At 60.3% G+C, this 24860-nt stretch carries 20 protein-coding genes; 15 read left to right on the top strand and 5 right to left on the bottom strand.

Annotated features, from left to right (window positions below):
- The first annotated feature begins 116 nt into the window (after positions 1-116).
- The 3 genes from metG to nth are packed head-to-tail and all read left to right on the top strand — an operon-like array spanning position 117 to position 3793.
- Entirely contained in the window at positions 117-2153 is a 2037-nt protein-coding gene (gene metG, locus ACWHRL_RS08875; RefSeq protein ID WP_447896080.1) for a methionine--tRNA ligase, read from the top strand.
- The gene (locus ACWHRL_RS08870; RefSeq protein ID WP_447896079.1) at positions 2154-3161 is read left to right on the top strand and encodes an RnfABCDGE type electron transport complex subunit B; all 1008 of its coding nucleotides are present in this window, start codon (positions 2154-2156) and stop codon (positions 3159-3161) included.
- A complete protein-coding gene (nth, locus tag ACWHRL_RS08865) occupies positions 3158-3793 on the top strand; it encodes an endonuclease III (protein ID WP_447896078.1) in 636 nt (211 codons plus the stop codon). The genes ACWHRL_RS08870 and nth overlap by 4 nt, the downstream gene beginning before the upstream one ends.
- A 4-nt stretch (positions 3794-3797) precedes the next feature.
- Here nth and ACWHRL_RS08860 read toward each other — a convergent pair whose 3' ends face one another.
- Positions 3798-4871 (bottom strand): tRNA-queuosine alpha-mannosyltransferase domain-containing protein, encoded by a 1074-nt coding sequence (locus tag ACWHRL_RS08860; RefSeq protein ID WP_447896077.1) that lies wholly within the window; start codon positions 4869-4871, stop codon positions 3798-3800.
- Between the two features lie 319 nt (positions 4872-5190).
- Between ACWHRL_RS08860 and ACWHRL_RS08855 the strand changes: the two genes are divergently transcribed.
- On the top strand, positions 5191-7143 hold the full coding sequence (locus ACWHRL_RS08855; RefSeq protein ID WP_447896076.1) for an exonuclease domain-containing protein: 1953 nt from the start codon (positions 5191-5193) through the stop codon (positions 7141-7143).
- Positions 7144-7289: 146 nt separating this feature from the next.
- Complete coding sequence (locus tag ACWHRL_RS08850) at positions 7290-8510, top strand: EAL and HDOD domain-containing protein (protein WP_447896075.1); 1221 nt, start codon at positions 7290-7292, stop codon at positions 8508-8510.
- A 3-nt stretch (positions 8511-8513) separates the two neighbouring features.
- Here ACWHRL_RS08850 and ACWHRL_RS08845 read toward each other — a convergent pair whose 3' ends face one another.
- Positions 8514-8837: an HlyU family transcriptional regulator gene (locus ACWHRL_RS08845; protein WP_447896074.1), complete on the bottom strand. Its 324-nt coding sequence runs from the start codon at positions 8835-8837 to the stop codon at positions 8514-8516.
- A 75-nt stretch (positions 8838-8912) separates the two neighbouring features.
- Entirely contained in the window at positions 8913-10133 is a 1221-nt protein-coding gene (locus ACWHRL_RS08840; protein ID WP_447528778.1) for an argininosuccinate synthase, read from the bottom strand.
- 199 nt (positions 10134-10332) lie between these two features.
- On the opposite strand from ACWHRL_RS08840, the gene rnt reads away from it, so the two are divergent.
- Both rnt and ACWHRL_RS08830 read left to right on the top strand, forming a co-directional pair.
- Entirely contained in the window at positions 10333-11001 is a 669-nt protein-coding gene (gene rnt, locus ACWHRL_RS08835) for a ribonuclease T (RefSeq protein ID WP_447528777.1), read from the top strand.
- A gap of 117 nt (positions 11002-11118) precedes the next feature.
- A complete protein-coding gene (locus ACWHRL_RS08830; RefSeq protein ID WP_447528776.1) occupies positions 11119-12378 on the top strand; it encodes a 6-phosphofructokinase in 1260 nt (419 codons plus the stop codon).
- A gap of 85 nt (positions 12379-12463) precedes the next feature.
- Here the strand turns inward: ACWHRL_RS08830 and ACWHRL_RS08825 are convergent, their stop codons facing one another.
- Positions 12464-14179, bottom strand: coding sequence for a protein kinase domain-containing protein (locus ACWHRL_RS08825; protein ID WP_447896073.1), 1716 nt, complete (start codon positions 14177-14179; stop codon positions 12464-12466).
- A gap of 310 nt (positions 14180-14489) precedes the next feature.
- Here ACWHRL_RS08825 and ppa point away from each other — a divergent pair, with 310 nt between their 5' ends.
- The 8 genes from ppa (at position 14490) to purH (ending at position 23217) form a co-directional block, all read left to right on the top strand.
- Positions 14490-15020, top strand: coding sequence for an inorganic diphosphatase (gene ppa, locus ACWHRL_RS08820; protein WP_447528774.1), 531 nt, complete (start codon positions 14490-14492; stop codon positions 15018-15020).
- Positions 15021-15233: 213 nt separating this feature from the next.
- Positions 15234-17081 carry a protein-disulfide reductase DsbD gene (dsbD, locus tag ACWHRL_RS08815; protein ID WP_447896158.1) on the top strand — a complete coding sequence of 616 codons (1848 nt, stop codon included), beginning with the start codon at positions 15234-15236 and terminating at the stop codon, positions 17079-17081.
- 233 nt (positions 17082-17314) lie between these two features.
- Positions 17315-17788: an acetyl-CoA carboxylase biotin carboxyl carrier protein gene (gene accB / locus ACWHRL_RS08810; protein WP_447528773.1), complete on the top strand. Its 474-nt coding sequence runs from the start codon at positions 17315-17317 to the stop codon at positions 17786-17788.
- Between the two features lie 30 nt (positions 17789-17818).
- The gene (gene accC / locus ACWHRL_RS08805) at positions 17819-19159 is read left to right on the top strand and encodes an acetyl-CoA carboxylase biotin carboxylase subunit (protein WP_447896072.1); all 1341 of its coding nucleotides are present in this window, start codon (positions 17819-17821) and stop codon (positions 19157-19159) included.
- An 81-nt stretch (positions 19160-19240) separates the two neighbouring features.
- Positions 19241-20152: a 50S ribosomal protein L11 methyltransferase gene (gene prmA, locus ACWHRL_RS08800; protein WP_447896071.1), complete on the top strand. Its 912-nt coding sequence runs from the start codon at positions 19241-19243 to the stop codon at positions 20150-20152.
- An 88-nt stretch (positions 20153-20240) separates the two neighbouring features.
- Complete coding sequence (dusB, locus tag ACWHRL_RS08795) at positions 20241-21281, top strand: tRNA dihydrouridine synthase DusB (protein ID WP_447896070.1); 1041 nt, start codon at positions 20241-20243, stop codon at positions 21279-21281.
- Positions 21282-21295: 14 nt separating this feature from the next.
- A complete protein-coding gene (gene fis / locus ACWHRL_RS08790; RefSeq protein WP_447896157.1) occupies positions 21296-21592 on the top strand; it encodes a DNA-binding transcriptional regulator Fis in 297 nt (98 codons plus the stop codon).
- Between the two features lie 44 nt (positions 21593-21636).
- Positions 21637-23217: a bifunctional phosphoribosylaminoimidazolecarboxamide formyltransferase/IMP cyclohydrolase gene (gene purH, locus ACWHRL_RS08785; RefSeq protein ID WP_447896069.1), complete on the top strand. Its 1581-nt coding sequence runs from the start codon at positions 21637-21639 to the stop codon at positions 23215-23217.
- Positions 23218-23333: 116 nt separating this feature from the next.
- Here the strand turns inward: purH and ACWHRL_RS08780 are convergent, their stop codons facing one another.
- A complete protein-coding gene (locus ACWHRL_RS08780) occupies positions 23334-24794 on the bottom strand; it encodes an NAD-dependent succinate-semialdehyde dehydrogenase (RefSeq protein ID WP_447896068.1) in 1461 nt (486 codons plus the stop codon).
- Between the last annotated feature and the right edge of the window lie 66 nt (positions 24795-24860).

Genomic DNA, 24860 nt, shown 5'->3' with positions numbered 1-24860 from the left:
CAGTCTTGCGCTGACAAGAGGCGCCCGGGTCTCACTGGCGAACGACGTTATCGGCGAAGTGCACCCCCTCTTCGCCGACTTTATTTGTTACAAGTTAATCGGACGTATTCAAAACCATGTCAAACACTGCCCTGCGCAATATTTTGGTGACCAGCGCCCTCCCCTACGCCAACGGTGATATTCACCTTGGTCATCTGCTCGAATATATCCAAACCGATATCTGGGTGCGCTTTCAAAAAAGCCGGGGCCAGCGCTGTTTTTACGTGTGCGCCGACGATGCCCACGGCACCGCCATCATGCTGCGCGCCGAGCAGGAAGGTATTACCTCCGAGGCGCTGATCGAGCGGGTCTCCAATAATCATCAGGCGGATTTCGCCCGCTTTGGCGTGGGCTTTGACAATTACCACTCCACCCACTCGGCAGAGAACCGCCACTTTAGCGAGCAGATCTACACGCGCCTGCGCGACAAGGGCCATATCGCCACCCGCGATATCGAGCAAATGTTTGATCCGGTCAAGGGCCTGTTCCTCGCCGACCGCTTCATCAAGGGAACCTGCCCCAAGTGTCATAGCGATGACCAGTACGGCGATAACTGCGAAAAGTGCGGCGCGACCTATACCCCGGCAGAGCTAATCGACCCGGTCTCGGCGATTTCCGGCGCCAAGCCGGAAGTACGAAGCTCGACCCACTACTTCTTCAAGCTGCCCGAATTCAGTGAGTTTCTACAAGACTGGATCAACGACGGCCACGTGCAGCCGCAAATTCGCAACAAACTGATGGAGTGGTTCGAATCCGGTTTCAACGAGTGGGATATCTCCCGGGATGCGCCCTACTTCGGCTTTGAAATTCCCGATGCGCCGGGCAAGTACTTCTACGTCTGGCTCGACGCGCCCATCGGCTATCTGGCCAGCTTCAAGAACCTTTGTGAGCGCGAAGGCATCGACTTCGACAGCTTCTGGGAGAAGGACTCCACCGCCGAGGTGTATCACTTCATCGGCAAGGATATCGTCTACTTCCACGCGCTTTTTTGGCCGGCGATGCTTCACGGCGCCGACCTGCGCACGCCCACCGCGGTGAACTGCCACGGCTTTTTGACCGTGGACGGCGCCAAGATGTCGAAATCCCGCGGCACCTTCATCAAGGCCGCCACCTACGCCGAGCACCTCAACCCGGAGTACCTGCGCTACTACTTTGCCGCCAAACTCAGCGCCGGGGTCGATGATCTCGACCTGAACCTCGACGACTTCACCGCCCGGGTCAATTCGGATCTCGTCGGCAAGGTGGTCAATATCGCCAGCCGCTGCGCCGGGTTCGTGAAGAAGCTCGGCGGCGGTACGCTCTCCGCGCACTGCGCCGAGCCGCAGCTGGTAGAGCGCTTCGTCGACGCAGGGGATGAGATCGCCCGGGATTATGAGGCGCGAGAATTCGGCCGCGCCATGCGCAAGATCATGGAGCTTGCCGATGAGGCCAATACCTACATCGCCGATAAAGCCCCTTGGGCGCTGGCCAAGCAAGACGGCCGCGAGCAGGAAGTACTGGATATATGCTCGGTGGGCATCGATTTGTTCCGTCAACTGATGGTGTATCTGGCGCCGGTGGTACCCGCCATGGCCGGTGAGGCTCAGCGCTTTCTCAACGTCGACTCCCTCGACTGGGAGAGCCGCCGAACCCTTCTGACCGGCCACACTATCGAGAAATTCAAGCCGCTGATGACGCGCATCGAGCGTGACAAGATCGACGCCATGATCGAGGCTTCAAAAGAAGATCTCGTGGAAGAGCAGAAACTCAAGGAGTCCGCCAAGGGGCCGCTTGCTAACGACCCCATCGCGGCGGAAATCAGCTTCGACGACTTCACCAAAGTCGACCTGCGCATCGCGCGTATCGCGAAAGCCGAGTACGTCAAAGGCGCGGACAAGCTTTTGCAGCTCACCCTGGATTTGGGCGGTGAAACCCGCAACGTCTTCTCCGGTATCCGCAGCGCCTACTCGCCGGAAGCGCTCGAAGGCCGTTTGACCGTCATGGTCGCCAACCTGGCGCCACGCAAGATGCGCTTTGGCATGTCCGAAGGCATGGTACTGGCCGCCGGCGACGATGAAGGGATCTATCTCATGTCGCCGGACAGCGGTGCCAAGCCGGGCCAGCGGGTGACTTGAGTGGCTGCTAGTGCGCTCATCGATGCCATCGACGCCGAGCTTCCGCAAACCCAGTGCGGCAAGTGCAGCTATAACGGCTGTCGCCCCTACGCCGAAGCCATCGTAGCGGGTGACGCTATCAACCGCTGCCCGCCCGGCGGCGTCGAGACCCTAAACCGGCTGGCCGAACTCACCGGCCGGGCCACGCTGCCACTGGAGCAACCGCCCCAGCCACCCACGCTTGCGCTCATCCGTGAGGATGAGTGCATCGGCTGCACCAAGTGTATTCAGGCCTGCCCAGTGGATGCGATCGTCGGCGCGGCCAAGCAGATGCATACGGTCATCGAGGACGAGTGCACCGGCTGCGAGCTCTGCGTGGCGCCCTGCCCGGTAGACTGCATCGACTTGGTGCCCCACCCGCAGTGGCAGGCCGCGAATACCGGCGCCGAGCAAACCGCTTACCTGGAGCATCGCGCCATCAAAGGGCGCGAGCGCTTCATCGCGCGCAACCAACGCCTGGCCGCCCAGGCAGAGGCCAAACGTCAGCGGCGCGCCCAGCGTAGCGCCGCCAAACCGTTGGAGGCGCCTAAAAAGAAGGCCCCGCCCGCCCCGCCCGCCTCGCTCGCCTCGCCCAGTGCGCTGCGAGCCAACCGTGCGCGCCAGGCCGCCGCCCTCAAACGCCTCGAGCGTAAGCTTGAAGCCGAGCAGGATAGCGCCAAACGCGAAGAGCTTGCCGCAAGCCTCGAGACCCAACGCCGGGAGCTAGAGGCGCTCGACGCGACCTTGAATGAAGCAAACGCCGGCGAGCCAGCCACCGCACAGACACAAAGCAGCGCTACGCGGCGCCATCAAAAACGCATGGCTCTAAAAGCCGCCGAACAGTCGCTACGCCACGTGCGCCAGCAGTTAAGCCACGCCAAGCGCCAAGGAACGGCCGCCGACGTCGCACGGGTCGAAGAGCAGTTGCACCAGGCCCAGCAGGTGGTAGATGCGGCCCATAAGGCGCTCGAATCGGAAACGCCCTCATGAACGCCAACAAGCGCTTTGAAATCTTTAGCCGGCTCCAGGCCGAGAACCCGAACCCGACCACCGAGCTCAACTGGCGTACGCCGTTCGAGCTGCTCGCCGCCGTGCTGCTCTCGGCCCAGTCGACGGATGTCGGCGTGAACAAGGCCACGGCGAAGCTCTTTCCCGCTGCCAATACGCCTGGCCAAATCATCGAGCTGGGTCTCGAGGGTTTGAAAGAGCACATCAAGACCATCGGGCTCTATAACACCAAAGCACAGAACCTGATGAAGACCTGCGCGCTACTGGTAGAGCAACATGACGGCGAAGTGCCCCGCACCCGCCAGGCGCTCGAGGCGCTGCCCGGGGTAGGCCGCAAGACCGCCAACGTCATTTTGAATACCGCCTTCAATGAACCGACCATCGCGGTGGATACCCATATTTTCCGGGTCTCCAACCGTACCGGCATCGCCAAGGGCAAGGATGTCGTCGAGGTCGAACAGAAGTTGATGCGCCACGTCCCCCGCCCGTTCATGAAGGATGCCCACCACTGGCTGATTCTTCACGGCCGCTACACTTGCGTGGCACGCAAACCGCGCTGCGGCAGCTGCATCATCGAAGACCTGTGCGAGTACAAGGAGAAAGTCGAGCTTTGAGCGGCTACTCGTTCGCTCGTGGCGGCCCGTACAGAAGCGCCTGGTAGCGCGCCTGCCACTGAGGCCACTCCCAGGCGTGGCTATCCAGCCGCTTTGGGCGGCGCTCGGGATCGGTTAGCCACGTTTTTAGTCGCTCATAAAGCCCCTGGGGCGTTCCATCGTAGCGATATTCTTGCGGGTAGAGCTCGGGAAAGCAGAGCCGGTCGGGTACCAGCGGCAGCGCCCCCTGCTGGGCGGCCTCCATGATCGCCAGACCCTGGAACTCGTGCCAGGTCGTGGAGACCACGATGCCGCCTTGCTCCAAAAGCTGCCGGTATTTTGAAAGCTCGAGCGGCCCCCAGCACACGATATGCTCTTTCAGGCGCGTTTTCGCCTCGTCGAAAATGGCCGGTTCGTCGCGAAAGCGCTGGCCTACCACCGCAAGCTCGAAGGCCACGCCCGCCTCGCTTAGCTTGAAAAGCACGTTAAAGAAGTCGTCCGGGTTCTTGTCGTACTCCCAGCGGTGATTCCAGATAATCCGCTTTGAAGGCGACGCCCTCGTGGCGGTTTGCTCAAGCGGCGCAATCGGCACCGGCAGCACCTGCGCGCGGCGTCGAAGCGCCTCCAGGGGTGCGGCGGCGGGCAGGTTATCCGGCATCTTTTTCAAAAATGCCCGGGCGCCGTCGATAAACGAGTCCCGGTTATAGGCCGAGTTGAATACGATTTCATCTGCGCCAAGCGCTGCGTAGAGATTGACCATCATCGCCTCGACGTGATGCTGCTGGGCGCTCGACGGTGGATAGGCAAACTGGTTTTCGTGAAAATAAACGATCTTACGCGCCCGCCCAAGGTGAGGAAAAAGCCCGACCAATGTGGCCAGGTCCACCACGGAAGTGGCCAGCACCACATCGTAGGGCTTGCTTAGCGTGGCGTGCTCTTTGAGCCACCAGCTCATGGGGTTACCGCGAATGCGCCAGGCAAAGTGGCGTGGGGCCAGGCTAAGGCGTGTCCAGTCCAGGTCATCAAAGCGCGCGATCAACTGGTCTGCCCAGTAGCGGTGGCTAACCGCCTCATAAGCCGAGAGTAACAGTACCCGCATTTAAAACCCTGTTGGCTAAGCGCTTGCCAGGCCCTGCCTGAATGATGTCCGTACCGCCGGCTTTTCGGACAAGCTCTGAAGATCCGCCAGTATATCAATTCGCTCCCGGCCACAAAGCACTAAAGAGAACGGCTGTTTGCACCAAGGTCGCCTAGGCGGAGAGAACGTATCTACATAGACTTCCAACAGCCTGGACTTCCAACAGCCGCGCTCGATACGCCGGCGCCCAGCCAACTTCGCCGACAAAGGACTCAGCGTTTGTCTATTTATTTGTTACGTTTAGCGCTTTCGAGCGCCAGCCGCCAAGCGGGCGCTGACCATGGTTAAAGGCCTGCCTACACCCCAACGGCTGGTAGGGCTCTGGCTGCTGCTCGGCGGTATTAGCCTTTTGGGCGGCGCCGTGTTCGCGGCCTGGCTCGACAGTCAACTTGCGCTTTCGCCCCTGCCGCGGGCGCTTATGTGGCTGTGCGCGCTGTCCGGCGGGGTTACGCTATTGACGGTGGGCTATTGGCTCGAGCGTTTTTTGCTGACGCCGCTGCGCACCCTTCATGGCGAACTTGCCAAACTGCTGGCCCACCCGGATAAAACCATCGAACGCCCGGGGGGCTGGCTTGCAAGCCTGGGGCCGGACGTAAGCCAGATCGCCGAGCAGTGGCGCGCCGACCGGGCCCGACTGCAAAGCGCGCGCCAGGAAGGGGCGCAAGAAACCGCACACGTTCGCCGGGAACTCGAAACCCTGTTACAGCGCCTGGCCATCCCCATCCTGGTGTTCGACCAACACCGTCGGCTGTTACTTTTCAATCAGGCGGCGGAGGCGTTTTTCGTCTCGCCCTACTGCCTGGGGCTGGGTAAAGAGCTCAAGAGTCTCTTCCCCGACTCGACGATTGGCGCACGCTTCGACGCGCTGATGACGGCCCCCGCCTCGAACGGGGACTTCTCGCGGGAAGTGCTAACGGGCCAAACCGAACGCATCCTGTCGGTTAGCTTAACCCGGCTTGCCCATTCCCCCGGTGAAATCGTCGTAACGCTCAAGGACGTGACCCGCGCCTGGCAAAACGAGCTGGGGGTGCGAAAAAACATCAATACCCTGCTGCAGGGCATCAAGCAAACCACGCCGCCCTCGGCGCTTGGCGAGTTGAAAACGCTATGGCAAGACCCTGATTTCGTCAACGAGCGGCTGACCTCGATCTGGTCGAACGCGTTCTGGCAGGCGCTGGACGAACAGCTGGATCCGGCACGCCCCCTGATAACGCCCATCGGCGTGCCCGGCTGGTTCAAGGGCCACCAGCCATCGCTCATTGCCCTGTTCGATACGCTGGTTAAAAAGTTGCACGGTGAGCTGCCCCGATGCGGCTTCGAAGGCGAGCTGATCAACACCCACGACGGCGTTTGGCTCGCTTTCATCTGGCGGGGGCTCGCCATCGAGGCGACAACGCTAACGAACTGGCGAAACGAAGCCATCGAGACGCTGCCCCTGGCGCCCAGCGTCGAGGACGTTCTGCTCATTCACCAAAGCACGCTCTGGAGCGAGAACGACGCGGACGGCAAGCACGCCAGGCTATGCGTATCGTTCAAGCGCTCGCGTCGCCAGAGCGCTCCCAAGCCGTCTGCGTCTCCCCGCCCGGAGTTTCATGACTTCGCCATCGCCGATCAAACACCGGCGGCGGCGCCGCTCGAACGCGCACTGGAGCAGCTCGATATCGTAGCCTTCGACACCGAAACGACGGGGCTCGACCTTCGCGGGGGCGATACGCTGTTAAGCCTTGGCGCCTGCCGGATCGTCAACAACCGGCTGCTCGCCAACGACGTGTTCGATCGCTACATCAACCCCTACCGCCCTATCCCCGCCGCGAGCACCGCCATTCACGGCATCCGCGACGACGACGTACGCAACGCCCCTGCTGCAAGCGTGGTGCTCGATGCGTTTAATGCTTACACCCAAAACGCAGTGCTACTAGCGCACAATGCCTCGTTTGACCTGCTCGCGCTGAGCCAAGCGGGCGCCAAGCCAACCAATCCGGTGCTCGATACGCTATTGATTTCCAAAGCGCTGGACAGCGCGCTGTCCGGCCACGACCTGGAGTCCCAGGCCAAGCGCTACGCGCTGACCATTGCCCAGGATGCCCGCCATACGGCGCTAGGCGATGCTCAGCTAACCGCCGAGCTTTGGCTTTCGATGGTTACTCGGCTAAAAGCGCGCAACATTCATACGCTCGCCGAGCTTCTCACTTTCCAGGCAACCGCCCTGGATCGGCAGGACGGCAGTTTATAGAAGTTCTATAATTTCGGGTCGATGGTTAAAAACCCACTTAGCTAGAAAGCTCGCATGATCGTTCGCTGTAGGGTAGCTGGCAAGGGGGTGAAGTTTAAACTAACATTCCTGGTCACGCAGGCCTTATACATGGGAGCCATAAGTTAATGCCAAACACCGCACTCGATGTGGCTTCCAAAAGCTATACGATCGCACTCCAGCCTATCGTCGATGCCCATCTCAACCACGTCGCCGATGAACTACTTTATCGTGGTCATTTCAATGACCGGGAAGCGCATATCGATGACGACGTACAGGCAACCGCGCGGGCCTGCGCCGTCGCTATTTACGAAATAGGCTTAAACAAGCTTTGCGGCTCGCGCAAACTGTTCATCAATGTCTCCGAACAGTGGCTTCTCAACCCGGACCTGCATGCGCTCCCGGCCAATCAAGTCGTGCTCGAAATCCTTGAAACCACGCCGCCCACGCCAGAAGTCAAGCGAGCCCTGGCGGGGTTGAAAGCGCAGGGCTACACGCTGGCCATCGACGACTTCCAGACGGATCAAAATCACGAATCGCTGTTGCCTTATTGCGACATTATCAAACTGGATATTTCATCCGGCATTTCAAACGAAATGATCGCATCGCTAAAAGCGCACAATGTCACGCTTTTGGCCGAGCGGGTGGAGACCCGGGAGGAGTTCGAGCATTTCAAAGCGCTTGGCGTCTCGCTTTTTCAGGGCTATTTTTACGAGCGCCCGACCACTCAAAAAACGCGTAATATCCGCCGCTCCTCGCCCAAAGCCTATCAGCTGCGGCTCATCGCGAAACTCTATAAGCCCGATGTCAGTATTTCGGAAATCCGGTCCTTGATTGCTCAGGACCCGAGCATGGTCGATGCAGTACTGCGGCGCACCAACTCGGCCTGGTATGCCCTCGCGCAGCCCTCTTATAAACTCAATAGCTGCATTCAGCTTCTGGGTATTAACGAGCTGAGAATGATGGTGACGATTATCCTGCTCGCTAATAATAGTCCGGCCAACAAGCTGAACCTGATTAACGGCCTAACCAAGGCGCTGGCCTGCGAGCAAGTCGCGCGCAAAAGAAGACTGGACGAGGAAGAAGGGTTCATACTCGGGCTCTTATCGCACATGCCGATCATTTTGAATATTGATCTAAGCACGCTGATGCAAGAGATTTCGCTGGGCCCGATGTTTTTTGATGCGCTGGTCGAGCGCAAGGGCGCAATGGGGATGCTGCTCAATGATGTGGAGTCCGCCGAGAGTGGCAACCTCTTGAACGGGCTTTCGGACTCTCTTTTGCTGGGAGCCGCGGCACAAGCCCGGTCCCTGGTGGATAACACTCTAAACAGTAGTGCCAAATCCTAAACGTTAGGGTTGGTCACTTGTGTGGCGCGGGTCGGGGTCGAACATCGCCTCGCCGACCTCGTCGATATAGCGCTTGGCCTTGGTCACCATCATGTCATCGCAGGCCTGGCGCGCGGGCAACATGTCCGAGCGCTCGAAGCGGTGCTCACGGATTTGACCATCATCGCCCGTCTTGCTGATAGTGCCGCTCACCCGGTACTGGCCGCTTTGTTGGTCCGGCGTCGAGACGATGGCGTACTCTTTGTACTGAACGGGCTCGGCGGGCGTCACCCCGGCGGCGGGTTTATCGCCGCTGCCCGTTAGAGCCGAAAGCAGTTTTTTAAACATGGCGCTATCCTGAACCGTTACCTGAAAACGAAGTCTTGCCGCTAAAAGCGGCCAGCCGCGCTGGCCGCCAAACGTTTAGCTTTGCTTACGGCCTTTGCCTGCGGCAATACGCAGACGCAGCGCGTTCAGCTTGATAAAGCCTTCCGCGTCTTTTTGATCGTAGGCGCCGGCATCGTCTTCGAAGGTTGCGATCGACTCATCGAACAGCGACTGCTCGGACTGACGACCCACGACGATGGCATTGCCTTTATAGAGCTTCAAACGCACCACGCCGGAGACATTGCCCTGGGTTTCGTCGATGGCGGCCTGCAGCATGCGCCGCTCCGGGCTCCACCAGTAGCCGTTATAGATCACTTCGGCGTACTTGGGCATCAGCTGGTCTTTCAGATGCGCCTCTTCACGGTCCAGAGTCAGTGACTCGATGGCGCGGTGGGCGCGCAGCATGATGGTGCCGCCAGGTGTTTCATAGCAGCCGCGCGACTTCATGCCCACGTAGCGGTTTTCGACGATATCCAGACGGCCGATACCGTTGTCGCCGCCGACCTTGTTGAGCTTTTCGAGCACTTCGTGGGGCTTGAGCGCCTGGCCGTCGATGGCGACGATATCGCCCTTCTCGAAAGTCAGCTCGATATAGGTCGGTGTTTCCGGCGCCTGTTCTGGCGATACGCTCCAGCGCCACATGTCTTCCTCGGCTTCCGCCCAAGGGTCTTCCAAAATGCCGCCTTCGTAGGAGATATGCAGCAGGTTGGCGTCCATGGAGTACGGGGATTTCTTCTTCTTGCTCGAGAAATCGACCGGAATATTGTGCTCTTCGCAATACGCCATCAACTTCTCACGCGAGGTCAGATTCCACTCGCGCCACGGCGCGATGACCTTGACGCCGGGCTTGAGCGCATAGCCGCCAAGTTCGAAGCGCACCTGGTCGTTACCCTTGCCGGTCGCGCCGTGAGAGATCGCATCGGCGCCGGTTTCGTTGGCAATTTCGATCAAGCGCTTGGCGATCAGCGGGCGGGCGATCGAAGTACCGAGCAGGTACTCGCCTTCATAAATGGTGTTGGCGCGAAACATCGGGTAGACGTAGTCGCGTACGAACTCTTCGCGCAGATCTTCGATGTAGATCTCTTTAACGCCTAACGCCTCGGCCTTGGCGCGGGCGGGCTCGACTTCTTCACCTTGACCGATGTCGGCTGTGAAGGTCACGACCTCACAGTTATAGGTCTCTTGCAACCACTTAACGATCACGGATGTATCAAGCCCTCCTGAATAGGCCAGCACAACCTTTTTGACATCGGACATTCTCGACTCCTTTGGTTTAGCAAAGCCCGCTCTTAAACACCCGGGCTTTAACGAATGCGTTAAACCCTGAGTATAGCGCTCTCAAAGTCTCGGGAACACCGTCAACGACGCCGCCGGTTCAAAGCTGCTAGAATCAAGCCACTGTTAGCGGTAGCCTGCCGCTACTCTTTACCGACTACTCGCTTTTAAGGAGAGCTGCATGAGCGAGGCAATAGCCCGTGAATTGATGGCCCAGCGTTTTCGCAGTTATTTACCGGTCGTCATCGATTTGGAAACGGGTGGATTCAACGCCCAACGTGATGCGGTTCTCGAGATTGCAGCCGTGACGCTCACCATGGACGCCGACGGCAACCTCTTGCCGGACGCGACCTATGCCTACCACATCAAACCTTTCGAAGGGGCGAACGTCGAGCAGTCGGCGCTCGATTTCACGGGTATCAACTTGGACGACCCGCTGCGCCAGCAGGTAGCGCTCTCGGAAGAAGAAGCGCTTGGCGAGATTTTCAAGCCGATTCGTAAATCGGTCAAAGCGCACAACTGCTCGCGGGCCATACTGGTGGGCCACAACGCCGCCTTCGATCACGGCTTCTTGAACGCCGCCGCCAACCGCTGCGGCGTGAAGCGAAGCCCTTTCCATCCCTTCTCGAGCTTCGACACGGCTACACTCGCTGGTTTCGTTTACGGGCAAACGGTGCTGGCGCGGGCATGCCGGGCAGCGGGCATCGAGTTCGACAACAAGGCCGCCCACTCGGCGCGCTACGACACCGAGCGCACCGCCGAGCTTTTCTGCGCCATGGTCAACCGCTACAAAGACCTGGGCGGCTGGCGCCTTGCGCTTCAGGAGCAAGACCTGGATACATCGGAGTAACCCGTGATGCAGTCAAAACCGCTTTACGTTAAACTCCGGCCGATATGACTCGATTGGTATCGGTTTCAAAAGCCGGCAACGCCTCACCCCATCCGAATCAGGAGTTAAAAGGTTTCCATGGCTCAGCATAACGCCTTCTACGCCCAGTCCGGTGGCGTCACCGCCGTCATCAATGCCAGCGCCTGTGGCGTTATCGAGGCCTGCCGCCAGGCCCCCGACCAGATTGGCAAGGTGTACGCCGGCCATAACGGCATTATCGGTGCACTCACCGAAGATTTGATCGATGTCTCCCAGGAAAGCGATGAGTCGATCGCCGCCCTCCGGCACACCCCAGGCGGCGCCTTCGGCTCGTGTCGCTACAAGCTCAAGGACATCGAGACCCATAGAAAACAGTACGAGCGTTTGATCGAGGTCTTCAAGGCCCACGATATCCGTTACTTCTTCTATAACGGCGGCGGCGACAGCGCCGATACCTGCCTCAAGGTCTCGCAGCTTTCCGAGAAGCTTGGCTACCCGCTCACCGCGATCCACGTACCCAAAACCGTGGATAACGATCTGCCGATCACCGATAACAGCCCGGGCTTTGGTAGCGTGGCCAAGTACATCGCCACCTCGACCCGCGAGGCTTCGCTTGATATCGCGTCCATGTGCGCCACCTCGACCAAGGTGTTCGTTCTCGAGGTAATGGGCCGTCACGCGGGCTGGATCGCCGCCGCCGGGGGCCTGGCGGGTGAAGGCGAAGGCGAGCCGCCCCACCTGGTGATCTTTCCGGAGATCGCTTTCGACCGTAAAGCCGTCATGGCGCGGGTCGATGAAAGCGTGAAGAAGTACGGCTACTGCGTGATCGTGGTCTCCGAGGGCGCGCGCTACGAAGACGGCACCTTCCTGGCCGATGCGGGCAACACCGATGCCTTTGGCCACCGCCAGCTCGGCGGCGTGGCGCCAACACTGGCCGGCATGGTGAAACAGGACCTGGGCTACAAATACCACTGGGCGGTGGCCGACTACCTGCAACGCGCCGCGCGCCATTTGGCGTCGAAAACCGATGTGGAACAAGCCTACGCCGTGGGCCGCGAAGCAGTAAGCCTGGCGCTGGCAGGCAAGAACGCGATGATGCCGGCCATTCGCCGCATTTCGCAAACGCCCTACCAGTGGGATGTAATTTCCGCACCGCTTTCCCAGGTCGCCAACCAGGAGAAGTTCATGCCCCGGGACTTCATCTCCGATAACGGCTTTGCCATTACCCAAACCTGCCGCGACTATCTTTCGCCGCTGATTCAGGGAGAGGATTTCCCGCCCTTCGAAAATGGTCTGCCGAAAGTCGCCAAGCTGAAGCTTGCCAAGGTCGAGCAAAAGCTACCCGCCTTTTCGCTTTAAGCGGTAACGGGTAAAAAAAGCCGGGGCGATGCTCACATCGTCCCGGCTTTTTAGTGGCTGATTATTCGTCTGACCGGTACAGGGGCTATCGCAGAAGCCAGGAGAGCACGAGCAGCAACAGCAAAATACCCGCCACACCTTGCCAGAATCGGCGTGGCTCGCGGCGGGTTTCGTCGCGCACCGGCACCCGGCCAAGCGACACGCGCAGCGCGTGCAAAAGCTCCGACATCTTTCTAAAACGCAGTGCTCGCTGGGGGTCCAGCGCACGCCGCAGCGCATCGTCCAGCGCCGGGGTGATTTCCGGCGTCGCGCTGCGCGCGCTTTTGTAACTAAGTGATTCCAGGTCGGTGTGGCTGCGCAGCCGGTCGGGGGTGAGGCTATAGGGAAGCGTCCCGGTCAGCAGCCAGTAGACCGTCGAGGCCAGCGAGTACTGATCGCTTCGCCGCCCAACGCTATCGCCCAAGGCGTATTCCGGGGCGGTGTGTTCATTGAAACCGACCTGGCGCAACAGCTCGCCGGAGTTACGATGCCCCTCCATATCGCGCATGTGGCAGGCGCTGAAGTCCGCTAGTACGACCTGCCCGTGCTGGTCGATCAAAACGTTGTCCGGGGTGATCTGCTGGTGAATGATGTCCCGGTGGTGCAGCGCCTGCACTGCCTTGCCCAGCTGGTTGGCGATGTCCAGACGCTGCTTGAGGCTTGCCTGGGGGTGGCGGTCCGCCCACTCGCGCAGCGTTTCGCTTTCGATATACGCCATCAGGTAGTAAAGGTAGCGCCGGGGCCGCGAGGGGTCGATCACCTTGACCACGAAGGGCGAGTTAACGCGCTCCACCACCCACTGTTGAAGCAGAAAATGCTCGAGATAGGCGTTGCGTAGCGAAAGTTCCGGGCTTGGCGCCTTCATGACCATGCGCCGCTGGGAATTGATATCGCGCACCTGATAGACCCGCGACTGCGCATTACGCGAAAGCACGCGTTCGACCTCCATGCCGTCGAGGCGCTGACCGGGGGAAAGCTCCGGCGGAATGGGCAGGTCGCCGTAGATGAGTGCCGGGTCGTCCTCGGTCTCCTCGGGCAGCTCGTCGATGCGCAGAATTTGAAAGCAGAACTGGTCGCCGCCGTAGCCGCGTTCCTGGGCGCGCTGCTTGGCTTCACTGGCCAGCCGCTCGCAGGCGGCGTCCAGGTCGCTTGCGTCTTCACGAATCAGGCGAACGTAGTCCGAGGGCATCAGCGTGCCGCGAACGCCCTGGGTGGTGAACACGAAGAAATCGCCCTGCTTTAGATTGATCAGGCTGTAGTCGATATCCAGGCTGCCATCCATGCCCAATGCCCGCGAAGGGTAGCGGTAGCCGCCAACGTCGGTGACATGGTCGCGGGTGAGCTGCTCGAACTCGGCACCGCGCAGGCGAAAGACCAGCGTATCGCCCATATGAAACAGGTTGGCCTCACCGGCTTTGAAAATCATCGCCGACATGGACGAGACGAAACTGCCCTCTTTGACGTGCTGGCTCTGGCTATAGCACCAGCTATTGAGAGCGAGCATCACCCTGGTCGCGGAGGTTTTGATATCCCAATGCTCCGGCGTCGAGTAGTAGTCGGCCATGAAGCCGCGCACGCTCAAATCCCCCGCCTGTTTCGCCATGGTATTGCGCGAAAGCGAATCGCTGATCACCGCGCAAGCGCCTTTGGTGTTGAGCAAAGGGGTGTCCGGCACGCTTACCGACATGGAGCTTCGATGCTTTCGCCGGTCCGGGGCAACAAACGCCTGGCCGTAGCTGATCAGTAACTGAGCGTGCGCCAATTCATCCTCCTTGGCCGCGAGCGTTAAATATCAAAAAAAGAGGCGCCAACTGCCAAGCGCCCTATCGATAGGCGTTATCATACACGTTGCGTAAGCACAGCGATGCCCGCCAATGGTCGGTGATCGTCAACCCGGCTGGCCGTCTCAAGACGAATAACGCTTTTGCATTTCAAGCTAAAACCGGGGAAATTTAGCACTTGGCCGACGTTGAATTGGTAATCCTGCGGTCTTATTCGTATAATTTGTCGCAATTGCGCAATACATCAATCGCTTAGACTCCGTACGTTAAAAGCCAAGCTAAGGACTCCAAATGAACTTCGACCACATCCCCGCTGGAAAGGATCTGCCCAACGATATTTATGTGGCGATCGAAATTCCGGCTAACCACGCCCCGATCAAGTATGAAATCGATAAAGACATGGGCGCGCTGCTGGTTGACCGCTTCATGGCCACTCCGATGTTCTACCCGGCCAACTACGGCTTCATCCCCCACACCCTGGCCGACGACGGCGACCCGCTGGACGCACTGGTCGTGACGCCGCACCCCGTCGCGCCGGGCAGCATCATCCGCGCTCGTCCGGTAGGCATTCTCAACATGACCGACGAAGCCGGCGAAGACGCCAAGCTGGTTTGCGTACCGCACCCCAAGCTCAGCACGCTCTATGACGACATCCATGAAGTCACTGACCTGCCTGAACTGCTTCGCCAGCAAATCGCGCACTTCTTCGAGAATTACAAGGATCTCGAAAAAGGCAAGTGGGTGAAGGTCGAGTCCTGGGAAGGCGTAGACGCCGCGCGTAAAGCCATCGAAAAGTCGGTGTCCGCTTACCAGAAAGCGTAAGCCACGCTTTTTTCGCCGCGCTAAAGGGCCGCCCAAGGGCGGCCCTTTTGTATGGAAAACGAATTTATTGAAAACGCTGGTATCGAAGACGAATGCATTAAAAACCCGTGCATTCCAGGCGGGCCAAGCGCCGAGCGCGGCACGTCATCGCAGCCGCTACGCGCGCCCGCTCTGGTACGTTATGCTACGCGGGACGATTTTCAAGGACCTGCCGTGTTATTGATCAAGCGCTTACTCTTAACCTGTTTACTGGCTCTACCGTTGGCGGCCCAGGCCCAGTGGTTCTCGGATAGCAGCCAAAGCGATTTTCTCCCGGTACTCGAGGCGTTTCAAAGCCAGGCCTGGCACGACGGTGAGCGGGTTTACGTCGGGGTGGATATCAGCGAGGGCTACTACCTCTACCGCCATCAGCTCACCCTCGACACCTCCAATGAACAAGCGCTGCTGGACGCGCCGGTCATTCCCCAGGGCCGTTTCATTACCGACGAATTCATGGGCGAGGCCTACGTTTTCAGGGACCAGTTGGTATTCGAAGCGCCTTTTACCACCGCTCAAAACGGTCCGGTCTCCCTCGAGTTCCGCTTTCAGGGCTGCGCCGACGCCGGACTTTGCTACCCGCCGGAACAGATTACCCTGGAGGCCGCCCAAACGTCCCCGCCCGCCGCTTTTGCAGACTGGCAAAGCGAGGCAGAAGAAGCACCAGCGACCACGACCGCGGGAGACGCCGCCTCATTAAGCGCGCCGCAAAGCGAAGATGGGCGCTTCAGCGCGCTGATTAGCGAAACGAGCCTGCCCGTCGCGCTTGGGCTTTTTTTATTAGCGGGCATCGGGCTGACCTTTACGCCCTGCGTATTGCCGATGCTGCCCATCCTCTCGTCGATCATCGTGGGACAAAACCCTACGCGGCCGCGGGCCTTCGTGCTCTCCTCGAGCTACGTACTGGGCATGGCCGCCACCTACGCCGTGGTCGGCATACTGATGGGCCTTTTCGGCGCGGGGCTCAATCTGCAGGCACGGCTACAGTCGGCGCCGGTATTGATCGGCTTTGCGACTCTTTTTGGCCTGTTCGGCTTGGCCATGCTGGGGGCGTTCGATCTGCGCCTTTCACCGCGCCTCTCCCAGCAGGTAGAGCGCTGGCAAACCCGCGCTCAGCAAAGTGGCCCCGCGGGGCTGGCCCTGGCCGGGGCGTTGTCGGTATTGGTGGTTTCACCCTGCGTGACCGCGCCGCTGGCCGGCGCTTTAGTGTTCATCTCGACCACGGGCGATGCCTTGATGGGTGGCGCGGTACTGTTTGCTTTAGGGCTAGGCATGGGCTTGCCGCTTTTACTGGTGGGCACGTTCGGCACGACTCTGCTGCCGCGCTCAGGGGCGTGGATGAACGGTGTCAAAGTGGCCTTCGGGCTGCTGCTCTTTGGCGTGGCCATCTGGATGATCGAGCGTCTGATCGACCCATCGATTGCACTTTTGCTCTGGGCCGCCCTGGCAATCGGTACCGCGTTGACGCTTGGCGCGCTAAACACTCACCAGGCAAGCGGCTTTGCCCGCGCGCGTCAGACCCTCGCCCTGATGCTGCTGGCCTGGGGGGTGGCGCTGGTCTTCGGCGCCGCTCAAGGCAGTCACGACCCGCTGCGCCCGCTGGGCGGCCTTGGCTCATCGAACGCTTCATCACAGCAGGTCGAGGCGCCCGCTTTCACTACGGTGGCGGGGCTCGAGGAACTGCAAGGTGCTCTGGAACAAAGCGGTGATACCCTTGCGTTCGTACACTTCACCGCGGACTGGTGTATCTCCTGCAAGTTAATGGAGCGCAACGTCTACCCGGACCCGCGCGTGGTAAGCGCACTCGAAGGCCTGACGCTGATCGAGGTCGATGTCACCGAGACCACACCGCAAACCCGGGCGGCGCTAGAGGCGTTCGAGCTATTCGGCCCGCCGAGCCTTTTGTTTTTCGATGCAGGCGAAGAGATTCGCCAGGCCCGCGTTCAGGGCGATATCAGCGCCGACGCCCTCGCAAAGCACCTCGCCTCGCTCAAACGCTTTCAGCAAGACGGCCGGGGCGCTTAGTAGCCACGCACTGCGCCCATAAGGGCTTTGAAGCCCTCGCGCTGGACAATAGGGGTGTTTTTCGGCAAACTCCGCCCCCATATCGGTCAAATACGCGCTTTTAAGGCTGTCCGGCAGGCATCGTTCGTTAACGTGCAGCCTTTTGACTCTTTTACTATTTGGTTTACTGCGCTTTTAAACGTGCGTTTCAAGGCACGCGCACCATTATTATTCACCAGCATAGGGCCCCCATTATGGATATTCGCAAGGTTAAAAAACTCATCGAGTTGCTCGAAGAATCCAACATCAGCGAAATCGAGATTCAGGAAGGTGAAGAATCGGTCCGTATCAGCCGCCACCCGGATGGCGCAAGCTGGCAGCCTCAGCAGATGCCGCAATACGGCTACCCGGGCTACCCCCAGCCGGCACCGGCACCCGCGGCTCAGCCCTCCAGCACCGATACCGCCCCGGACGCCCCGGCGACCAGCTACCGCGGTGAAGCGGTCAACTCGCCCATGGTCGGCACCTTCTACCGCAGCCCGGCACCGGGTGCGAAAGCCTTTGTCGAAGTAGGTGATACCGTCAAGCAAGGCGACACGGTATGTATCGTCGAAGCCATGAAAATGATGAACCAGATCGAAGCCGATCGCGACGGCGTGGTAGAGGCTATCCTGGTGGAAGACGGAGAGCCGGTGGAATTCGATCAGCCCATGATCGTCATCGCTTAATCTTTCATTTCAATACGGGTGGATTCTCCCATGCTGGATAAGGTACTTATCGCGAATCGCGGCGAGATTGCCCTGCGTATTCTTCGCGCCTGTAAAGAGCTAGGGATCAAGACCGTGGCGGTGCACTCCAAGGCGGACCGGGACCTGATGCACGTACGCCTGGCCGACGAAGCGGTATGCATTGGGCCAGCGCCATCGAGCCAGTCCTATCTCAACATCCCCGCGCTGATCAGCGCCGCCGAGGTGACCGACTCGAGCGCCATACACCCCGGCTACGGCTTTTTATCCGAAAACGCCAACTTCGCCGAACAGGTCGAGCGCTCCGGGTTTACCTTCATTGGGCCACGCGCCGAGACCATTCGCCTGATGGGCGACAAGGTCAGCGCCATCGAGTCGATGAAAGAAGCCGGCGTTCCGACCGTGCCCGGCTCCGATGGGCCGCTGGGTGACGACGATGCCACCAACTTGGCCACGGCGAACCGTATCGGCTACCCGGTCATCATCAAGGCCGCCGCCGGCGGCGGTGGCCGCGGTATGCGCGTGGTGCACACCGAAGGCCACCTACTCTCGGCGATTACCGTGACCCGCACCGAAGCCCACTCCGCTTTCGGCGATGGCACGGTGTACATGGAAAAATTCCTGGAAAAGCCGCGTCACGTGGAAGTCCAGGTACTCGCCGACGGCCAGGGCAACGCCATCCACCTTTATGACCGCGACTGCTCCTTGCAGCGTCGCCATCAAAAAGTGCTGGAGGAAGCCCCGGCGCCGGGGATCGACCCGGACGCCCGCGCCAAAGTACTGGAAGCGTGTCGCCAGGCGTGTCTGGAAATCAACTACCGTGGTGCCGGCACCTTCGAGTTTCTTTACGAAGACGGCGAGTTCTTCTTTATCGAGATGAATACCCGGGTCCAGGTCGAGCACCCCGTGACCGAAATGGTCACCGGCGTCGACATCGTCAAGGAGCAGCTGCGTATCGCCTCGGGTCTGCCGCTGTCGATTCGCCAGGAAGACGTGCAGATCAACGGCCACTCCTTCGAGTGCCGGATCAACGCCGAAGACGCGCGTACTTTCATGCCCTCGCCGGGCAAGGTGACGCTCTATCACGCCCCGGGCGGGCTTGGCGTGCGCATGGACTCGCACATATACACGGGTTACAGCGTGCCGCCGCACTACGACTCCTTGATCGGTAAGTTGATCACTTGGGGCGCCAGCCGTGAGACCGCCTTGACGCGTATGCGCAACGCCCTCGACGAGCTACTGGTCGAAGGGATCAAAACCAATATCGACCTGCAAAAAGATCTGGTACGGGATAGCTACTTCCGCCAGGGCGGCGTCAATATTCACTATCTCGAGAAAAAGCTGAGCAGCTAATCCACGCTTGCAATCGCGTCTAACGGGGTGGCCTAGCCACCCCGTTATCGTTTCCCCCGTTCATCATTTTCGGAGAGTGCCATGCCCTGGCTACAGCTTCGCGCCCACGTCGCCCCCGAGCAGGCGGAACTTCTCGAGGAACTTTTACTGGAAGAAGGCGCCACCGCCATCGGCCTGCAAGACGCCGAGGACGACCCGGTGTTCGAACCCGACCGGGGCACTACCCCACTCTGGCAAGACACCATTTTGACCGGCCTGTACGACGACCTGGAAGGCATCGACGCGATGCTTTCACGCATCGAGGCGGCCTGGGCCGAGCAGATGCCCGGCGAACCCTGCCCGAGTATCGAGTACGAGCTTTTGGCGGATCGTGACTGGGAGCGCGAGTGGATGGACGACTTCGCCCCACTACAAATGGGCGAGCGGCTCTGGATCGTGCCCAGCTGGCACACGCCTCCGCACTTTGATGCGGTCAACCTGATCCTCGACCCGGGCCTGGCGTTTGGTACCGGCACCCACGCCACCACCGCGCTTTGCCTCGAGTGGCTCGACGGTTTGGCGGTCGAAGGCAGCCTCGAGGGCAAGACCGTACTGGATGTGGGGTGTGGCTCGGGCATTCTCGCCATCGCCGCACTCAAGCTGGGCGCCGATAGAGCCGATGCCACCGATATCGACCCCCAGGCGCTGCAGGCCAGCCGCGAAAACGCCGAGCGTAATCAGGTGGCCGAAGAGCGGCTATCGCTTTACTACCCGGAGCAGCTCGAAGGCGGCGACTACCCGATCGTGACCGCCAACATCCTGGCCGGGCCGTTGATCGAACTGGCCGGCACCATCGCCGGCCACGTGGCCGCGGGCGGCCATATCGCGCTTTCCGGCATTCTGGCCAACCAGGCCGATGAGGTCATTAAAGCCTACGAAACCCAGGGGCTTGTGATCGACGAGCCGGCGGTACGCGAAGGCTGGGTGCGCCTGACCGGCAAGCGGCCGGTATAATTGCCGTAGGGCCTTCACCCTGTTAGCGGGTAGGCGTATCATACGCCCCTTTAACGCGCCCACCCGCTCGCCCAACGCTTGAATCATCATGACATTATCGACCCTTAAGCTTCCTGACATTGGGCCTTACCCCCTTCATGGCCCGGTAATGCTGGCCCCCATGGCCGGCGTGACCGACCGGCCGTTTCGCAGGCTTTGCCGCCGCCTTGGCGCAGGCTGGGTGGTGGGCGAAATGGTGACCTCTGACCCTTCGCTTTGGCGCACCCGCAAATCTCAGCTGCGCATGGATCATACCGGCGAGCCATCGCCCAGGGTGGTGCAAATCGCCGGCGGTGACGCCGCGATGCTCGCCAACGCCGCCCGGCTCAACGCCGAGCTTGGCGCCCAGGTGATCGATATCAATATGGGCTGTCCGGCCAAGAAGGTGTGCAATAAAGCGGCGGGCTCGGCGTTGATGCGCGACGAAGCGCTGGTGGCCGAGATACTAAACGCGGTGGTGCGCGCAGTGGATATCCCCGTGACGCTTAAAATCCGTACCGGCTGGTGTCAGGACTCCAACAACGCGCTGAGCATCGCAAGGCTTGCTGAGTCCGCCGGGATCAAAGCCTTGGCGATACATGGAAGACACCGGGAACAGCGCTATACTGGTTGTGCCGAGTACGACACCATCGCCGAAGTCGCCTCTCATCTGTCGATTCCAGTGATCGCCAACGGCGATATCACCACGCCCGAGAAGGCTGCTTTCGTGCTCGACTATACCGGGGCGGATGCGCTCATGGTGGGTCGAGGCGCCCAGGGCAACCCTTGGATATTCGAACAGATCAATCACTACCTGGCCCACGGTGAACGCCTTGCACCACCTTCACTGGCCACGCGTCGCGTCGTGCTCGACGAGCACATCGCCGCCCTGCATGCCTTCTACGGTGACACCATGGGCGTGCGCATTGCGCGCAAACATCTGGGCTGGTATCTCGACGAGGACGCCCGCTTCGACGAGGCCCAACGCAAGTCATTAAAACAACAATTCAATGCGCTCAGCACCCCTCAGGCACAGTTTGAATGGATCAACGAGGCGATGACGCCTGACGCCGCGGCGCACCTGCTAGCAAAAGGAAGCCATGCTGCATGAACGAACGTTTTATAATGAATAGCGAAGTGACTTCTCTCGGTACCCAGGGCCCGGACCCGCAAGCGGGCCCCCAGCCTTTGAGAGAAGCCGTGGAAAGCGCGATGCGCCGTTACTTCGAGCATCTCGATGGCAGTCAGGCCACTGACCTTTATGCCATGGTGATGGCCGAAGTAGAGGCACCGCTTCTTGCCTGCGTGATGGACCACACCGACGGCAACCAGACGCGAGCCGCCGACGTGCTGGGACTCAACCGAGGTACACTGCGCAAGAAGTTAAAGCAGTACAGCCTAATCGAAAGTGACGCTCCTTAAATGGGGCGTTGTCGTTTTTAATCCCTGACTCTTACGAGCATCCAATGGCAGATAGTACCCACACTCCTGTTCGCCGCGCCCTCCTGAGCGTTTCTGACAAAACTGGCATCGTCGACTTCGCCCGCGGGCTGAGCGAGCAAGGCGTTGCCCTGCTCTCGACGGGCGGTACGTTTCGCCTACTCAAGGAAAACGCCATCGAGGTGCAGGAAGTATCCGAGCATACCGGCTTTCCGGAAATCATGGATGGCCGCGTAAAAACGCTGCATCCCAAAATTCATGGCGGCATTCTGGCGCGTCGGGGCCAGGACGATGCGGTCATGGCGGAAAATGATATCGACCCCATCGATATGGTGGTGGTGAATCTCTACCCCTTCGCGGCTACCGTGGCCAAGGACGACTGCACCCTTGAAGACGCTATCGAAAACATCGATATCGGCGGCCCGACCATGGTGCGCGCTTGCGCCAAGAACCACGCCTACACCACCATCGTCGTCAACACCAGTGACTACGCCCGGGTGCTGGGTGAGATGGCCGCCCAGAATGGCGCCGTAAGCGAAGCGACCCGTTTCGATCTGGCGGTCAAGGCCTTCGAGCATACGGCCGGCTACGACGGCGCGATCGCCAACTACCTCGGGCGCCAGGTCAGCGAAAGCGACGCTACTTTCGCGCGCACTTTCAACCTGCAACTGAACAAAAAGCAGGACATGCGCTACGGCGAAAATCCGCACCAGCAGGCGGCGTTCTATGTCGACCCGAACGCTTGTGAACCCAGCGTGGCTACGGCCAAAATCCGCCAGGGCAAGCCGCTTTCTTACAATAACGTGGCCGATACCGACGCGGCGTTCGAAGCCGTCAAGGCCTTCGATGAAACGGCGTGCGTGATCGTCAAGCACGCCAATCCTTGCGGCGTGGCCACCGCCGCCACGGCCCTGCAAGCCTACGACAAGGCCTTCGCCACCGACCCGACCAGCGCCTTTGGCGGCATCATCGCCTTCAACGTAGCGCTTGACGGCGACACCGCCCGCGCCATCGTGGAGCGCCAGTTCGTCGAAGTGATCATCGCCCCTGGCGTCAGCGACGAGGCTGCTGCAATCGTGGCCGAGAAAAAGAACGTACGCCTGCTGGAAACCGCTGCATTAGAGGGCCGGAACGTAAAAGCCGCGCTGGATTACAAGCGCGTCAACGGCGGTCTGTTGGTGCAGGAGCTCGACCAGGGTGCGGTCACCCGCGACGAACTCACTGTGGTCAGCAAACGCGCGCCTTCCGAGCAAGAACTGGGTGATCTACTGTTTGCCTGGCGGGTCGCCAAGTTCGTCAAATCCAATGCGATCGTCTACGCCAAGGATGGTCAGACCATTGGCGTGGGTGCCGGTCAAATGAGCCGCGTCTACTCGGCTAAAATCGCTGGTATCAAGGCCTCGGACGAAGGCCTCACCGTGCCAGGCTCGGTCATGGCCTCGGACGCCTTCTTCCCCTTCCGCGATGGCATCGACGCCGCCGCAAAAGCGGGCATCACCGCGGTCATCCAGCCAGGCGGCTCCATGCGCGACCAGGAAGTGATCGACGCCGCCGACGAGGCCGATATCGCCATGGTCTTTACTGGCATGCGCCATTTCCGCCACTAAACTCGCACTACCCAGCGAGCCAAGACCAGAGTCGCTTTGTGATCCAGCGGCTCCTCCATTAAAAAGCCCGGGCATTTGCCCGGGCTTTTTTAGACTGGCCACTATCGACCGATCGATTAGCTGCCAAGCTCCATACACAGGTACTTGGTCTCCAGGTACTCCTCGAGGCCCTGATGGCCACCCTCGCGGCCAAGGCCAGAGGCCTTCACCCCGCCAAAGGGCGCGGCGGCGTTGGAGATCAGCCCGGTATTGATCCCCACCATGCCGTACTCGAGCGCCTCGGAGACACGCCATACCCGGGCCAGATCCTTCGAGTAGAAGTAGGAGGCCAGACCGTACTGGGTATCGTTGGCCATCTCGATGGCGGTCTCCTCGTCATCGAAGGGGAACACCGCCGCCAGCGGGCCAAACGTCTCTTCGTGGGCGACCTTCATCTTGTCGTTGGCAAAGTTGATCAGCGTCGGCGTGAAGAAGTTGCCACCCAGCGGGTGCGGCTGGCCCCCCAACAGCAGCTCGGCGCCGTTATCCACGGCGTCCTGAACGTGCTCGCTGACCTTTTTGACCGCGTCTTCGTTGATCAACGGGCCCACGTTAACATTGGCCTCGGTGCCGTCACCGACGTGCAGCTCGCTATTCATCGCCACGGCCAGCTTTTCGCAAAACGCGTTGATCACGCTGGACTGCACCAAAAAGCGGTTGGTGCACACACAGGTTTGTCCGGCGTTGCGAAACTTGGCCGCCATGGCACCTTCGACGGCAGCATCGAGATCCGCGTCTTCGAAGACGATAAAGGGCGCGTTGCCACCCAGCTCCAGGGAAATTTTCTGCACGTGCTGCGCGGCTTGCGCCATCAACTCGCGGCCCACTTCGGTGGAGCCGGTGAAGGTAATCTTGCGCACCTTGGGCGAGTCGGTCAGCGCTTTAGCGATCTCGGAAGCGCTGCCCGGCACCACGTTGAACACACCGCGAGGGATGCCCGCGCGCTCGGCCAAAAGCGCAAGCGCGGTGGCGGAAAACGGCGTTTGGCTGGCAGGCTTGACGACGATCGTGCAGCCCGCGGCGAGCGCCGCCCCGGCCTTGCGGGTAATCATGGCCGCCGGGAAGTTCCAGGGGGTGATCGCCCCGACCACGCCCACGGGTTGTTTGGTCACCACGATACGCTGACTGGCTTTCGCCGCCGGGATGGTTTCGCCATAAACCCGGCGCGCCTCTTCGGCGAACCAGCGAATGAAACTCGCCGCGTAGGCGATTTCGCCTTCGGCTTCCTTGACGGGTTTGCCCTGCTCGTGGGTCATCAGCACGGCCAGGTCGTGCTGATGCTCCATCATCAGGTCATACCACTTGAACAGCAAATCCGAGCGCTCCAGGGCGGTCAGCGCACGCCAAGCGGGCAGCGCGCGGTCCGCGGCGTCGATCGCCCGCTCGGTCTCCGCGCGGCCAAGGCGCGGCATGTCGCCCATGCTTTCGCCGGTAGCGGGGTTGATGACATTGATCTGCTCGCCGCTGTCGGCGGCGACCCAGCTACCGTCTATATAGGCAAACGGGCAGTACAGTTCGGTTTCCTTGAGCGCTTCCATGACAGTCTCCTGACCCGAAGGTCGTCGGTGATTTCCATGCTCGATTCATTTCAATCGTTTCATGCT

This window comes from Vreelandella sp. GE22 (assembly GCF_968212445.1).
This window is presented reverse-complemented; position numbering and strand designations above follow the sequence as displayed.

What these genes read in the sequence shown, in the direction of transcription:
- purH (WP_447896069.1), top strand. Translation starts at nt 21,637, where the DNA reads ATGGCAGATAGTACCCACACTCCTGTTCGCCGCGCCCTCCTGAGCGTT.
- dusB (WP_447896070.1), top strand. Translation starts at nt 20,241, where the DNA reads ATGACATTATCGACCCTTAAGCTTCCTGACATTGGGCCTTACCCCCTT.
- ACWHRL_RS08860 (WP_447896077.1), bottom strand. Translation starts at nt 4,871, where the DNA reads ATGCGGGTACTGTTACTCTCGGCTTATGAGGCGGTTAGCCACCGCTAC.
- ACWHRL_RS08850 (WP_447896075.1), top strand. Translation starts at nt 7,290, where the DNA reads ATGCCAAACACCGCACTCGATGTGGCTTCCAAAAGCTATACGATCGCA.
- nth (WP_447896078.1), top strand. Translation starts at nt 3,158, where the DNA reads ATGAACGCCAACAAGCGCTTTGAAATCTTTAGCCGGCTCCAGGCCGAG.
- ACWHRL_RS08780 (WP_447896068.1), bottom strand. Translation starts at nt 24,794, where the DNA reads ATGGAAGCGCTCAAGGAAACCGAACTGTACTGCCCGTTTGCCTATATA.
- ACWHRL_RS08830 (WP_447528776.1), top strand. Translation starts at nt 11,119, where the DNA reads ATGGCTCAGCATAACGCCTTCTACGCCCAGTCCGGTGGCGTCACCGCC.
- accB (WP_447528773.1), top strand. Translation starts at nt 17,315, where the DNA reads ATGGATATTCGCAAGGTTAAAAAACTCATCGAGTTGCTCGAAGAATCC.
- ACWHRL_RS08840 (WP_447528778.1), bottom strand. Translation starts at nt 10,133, where the DNA reads ATGTCCGATGTCAAAAAGGTTGTGCTGGCCTATTCAGGAGGGCTTGAT.
- metG (WP_447896080.1), top strand. Translation starts at nt 117, where the DNA reads ATGTCAAACACTGCCCTGCGCAATATTTTGGTGACCAGCGCCCTCCCC.
- prmA (WP_447896071.1), top strand. Translation starts at nt 19,241, where the DNA reads ATGCCCTGGCTACAGCTTCGCGCCCACGTCGCCCCCGAGCAGGCGGAA.
- ACWHRL_RS08845 (WP_447896074.1), bottom strand. Translation starts at nt 8,837, where the DNA reads ATGTTTAAAAAACTGCTTTCGGCTCTAACGGGCAGCGGCGATAAACCC.
- rnt (WP_447528777.1), top strand. Translation starts at nt 10,333, where the DNA reads ATGAGCGAGGCAATAGCCCGTGAATTGATGGCCCAGCGTTTTCGCAGT.
- ppa (WP_447528774.1), top strand. Translation starts at nt 14,490, where the DNA reads ATGAACTTCGACCACATCCCCGCTGGAAAGGATCTGCCCAACGATATT.
- fis (WP_447896157.1), top strand. Translation starts at nt 21,296, where the DNA reads ATGAATAGCGAAGTGACTTCTCTCGGTACCCAGGGCCCGGACCCGCAA.
- accC (WP_447896072.1), top strand. Translation starts at nt 17,819, where the DNA reads ATGCTGGATAAGGTACTTATCGCGAATCGCGGCGAGATTGCCCTGCGT.
- ACWHRL_RS08855 (WP_447896076.1), top strand. Translation starts at nt 5,191, where the DNA reads ATGGTTAAAGGCCTGCCTACACCCCAACGGCTGGTAGGGCTCTGGCTG.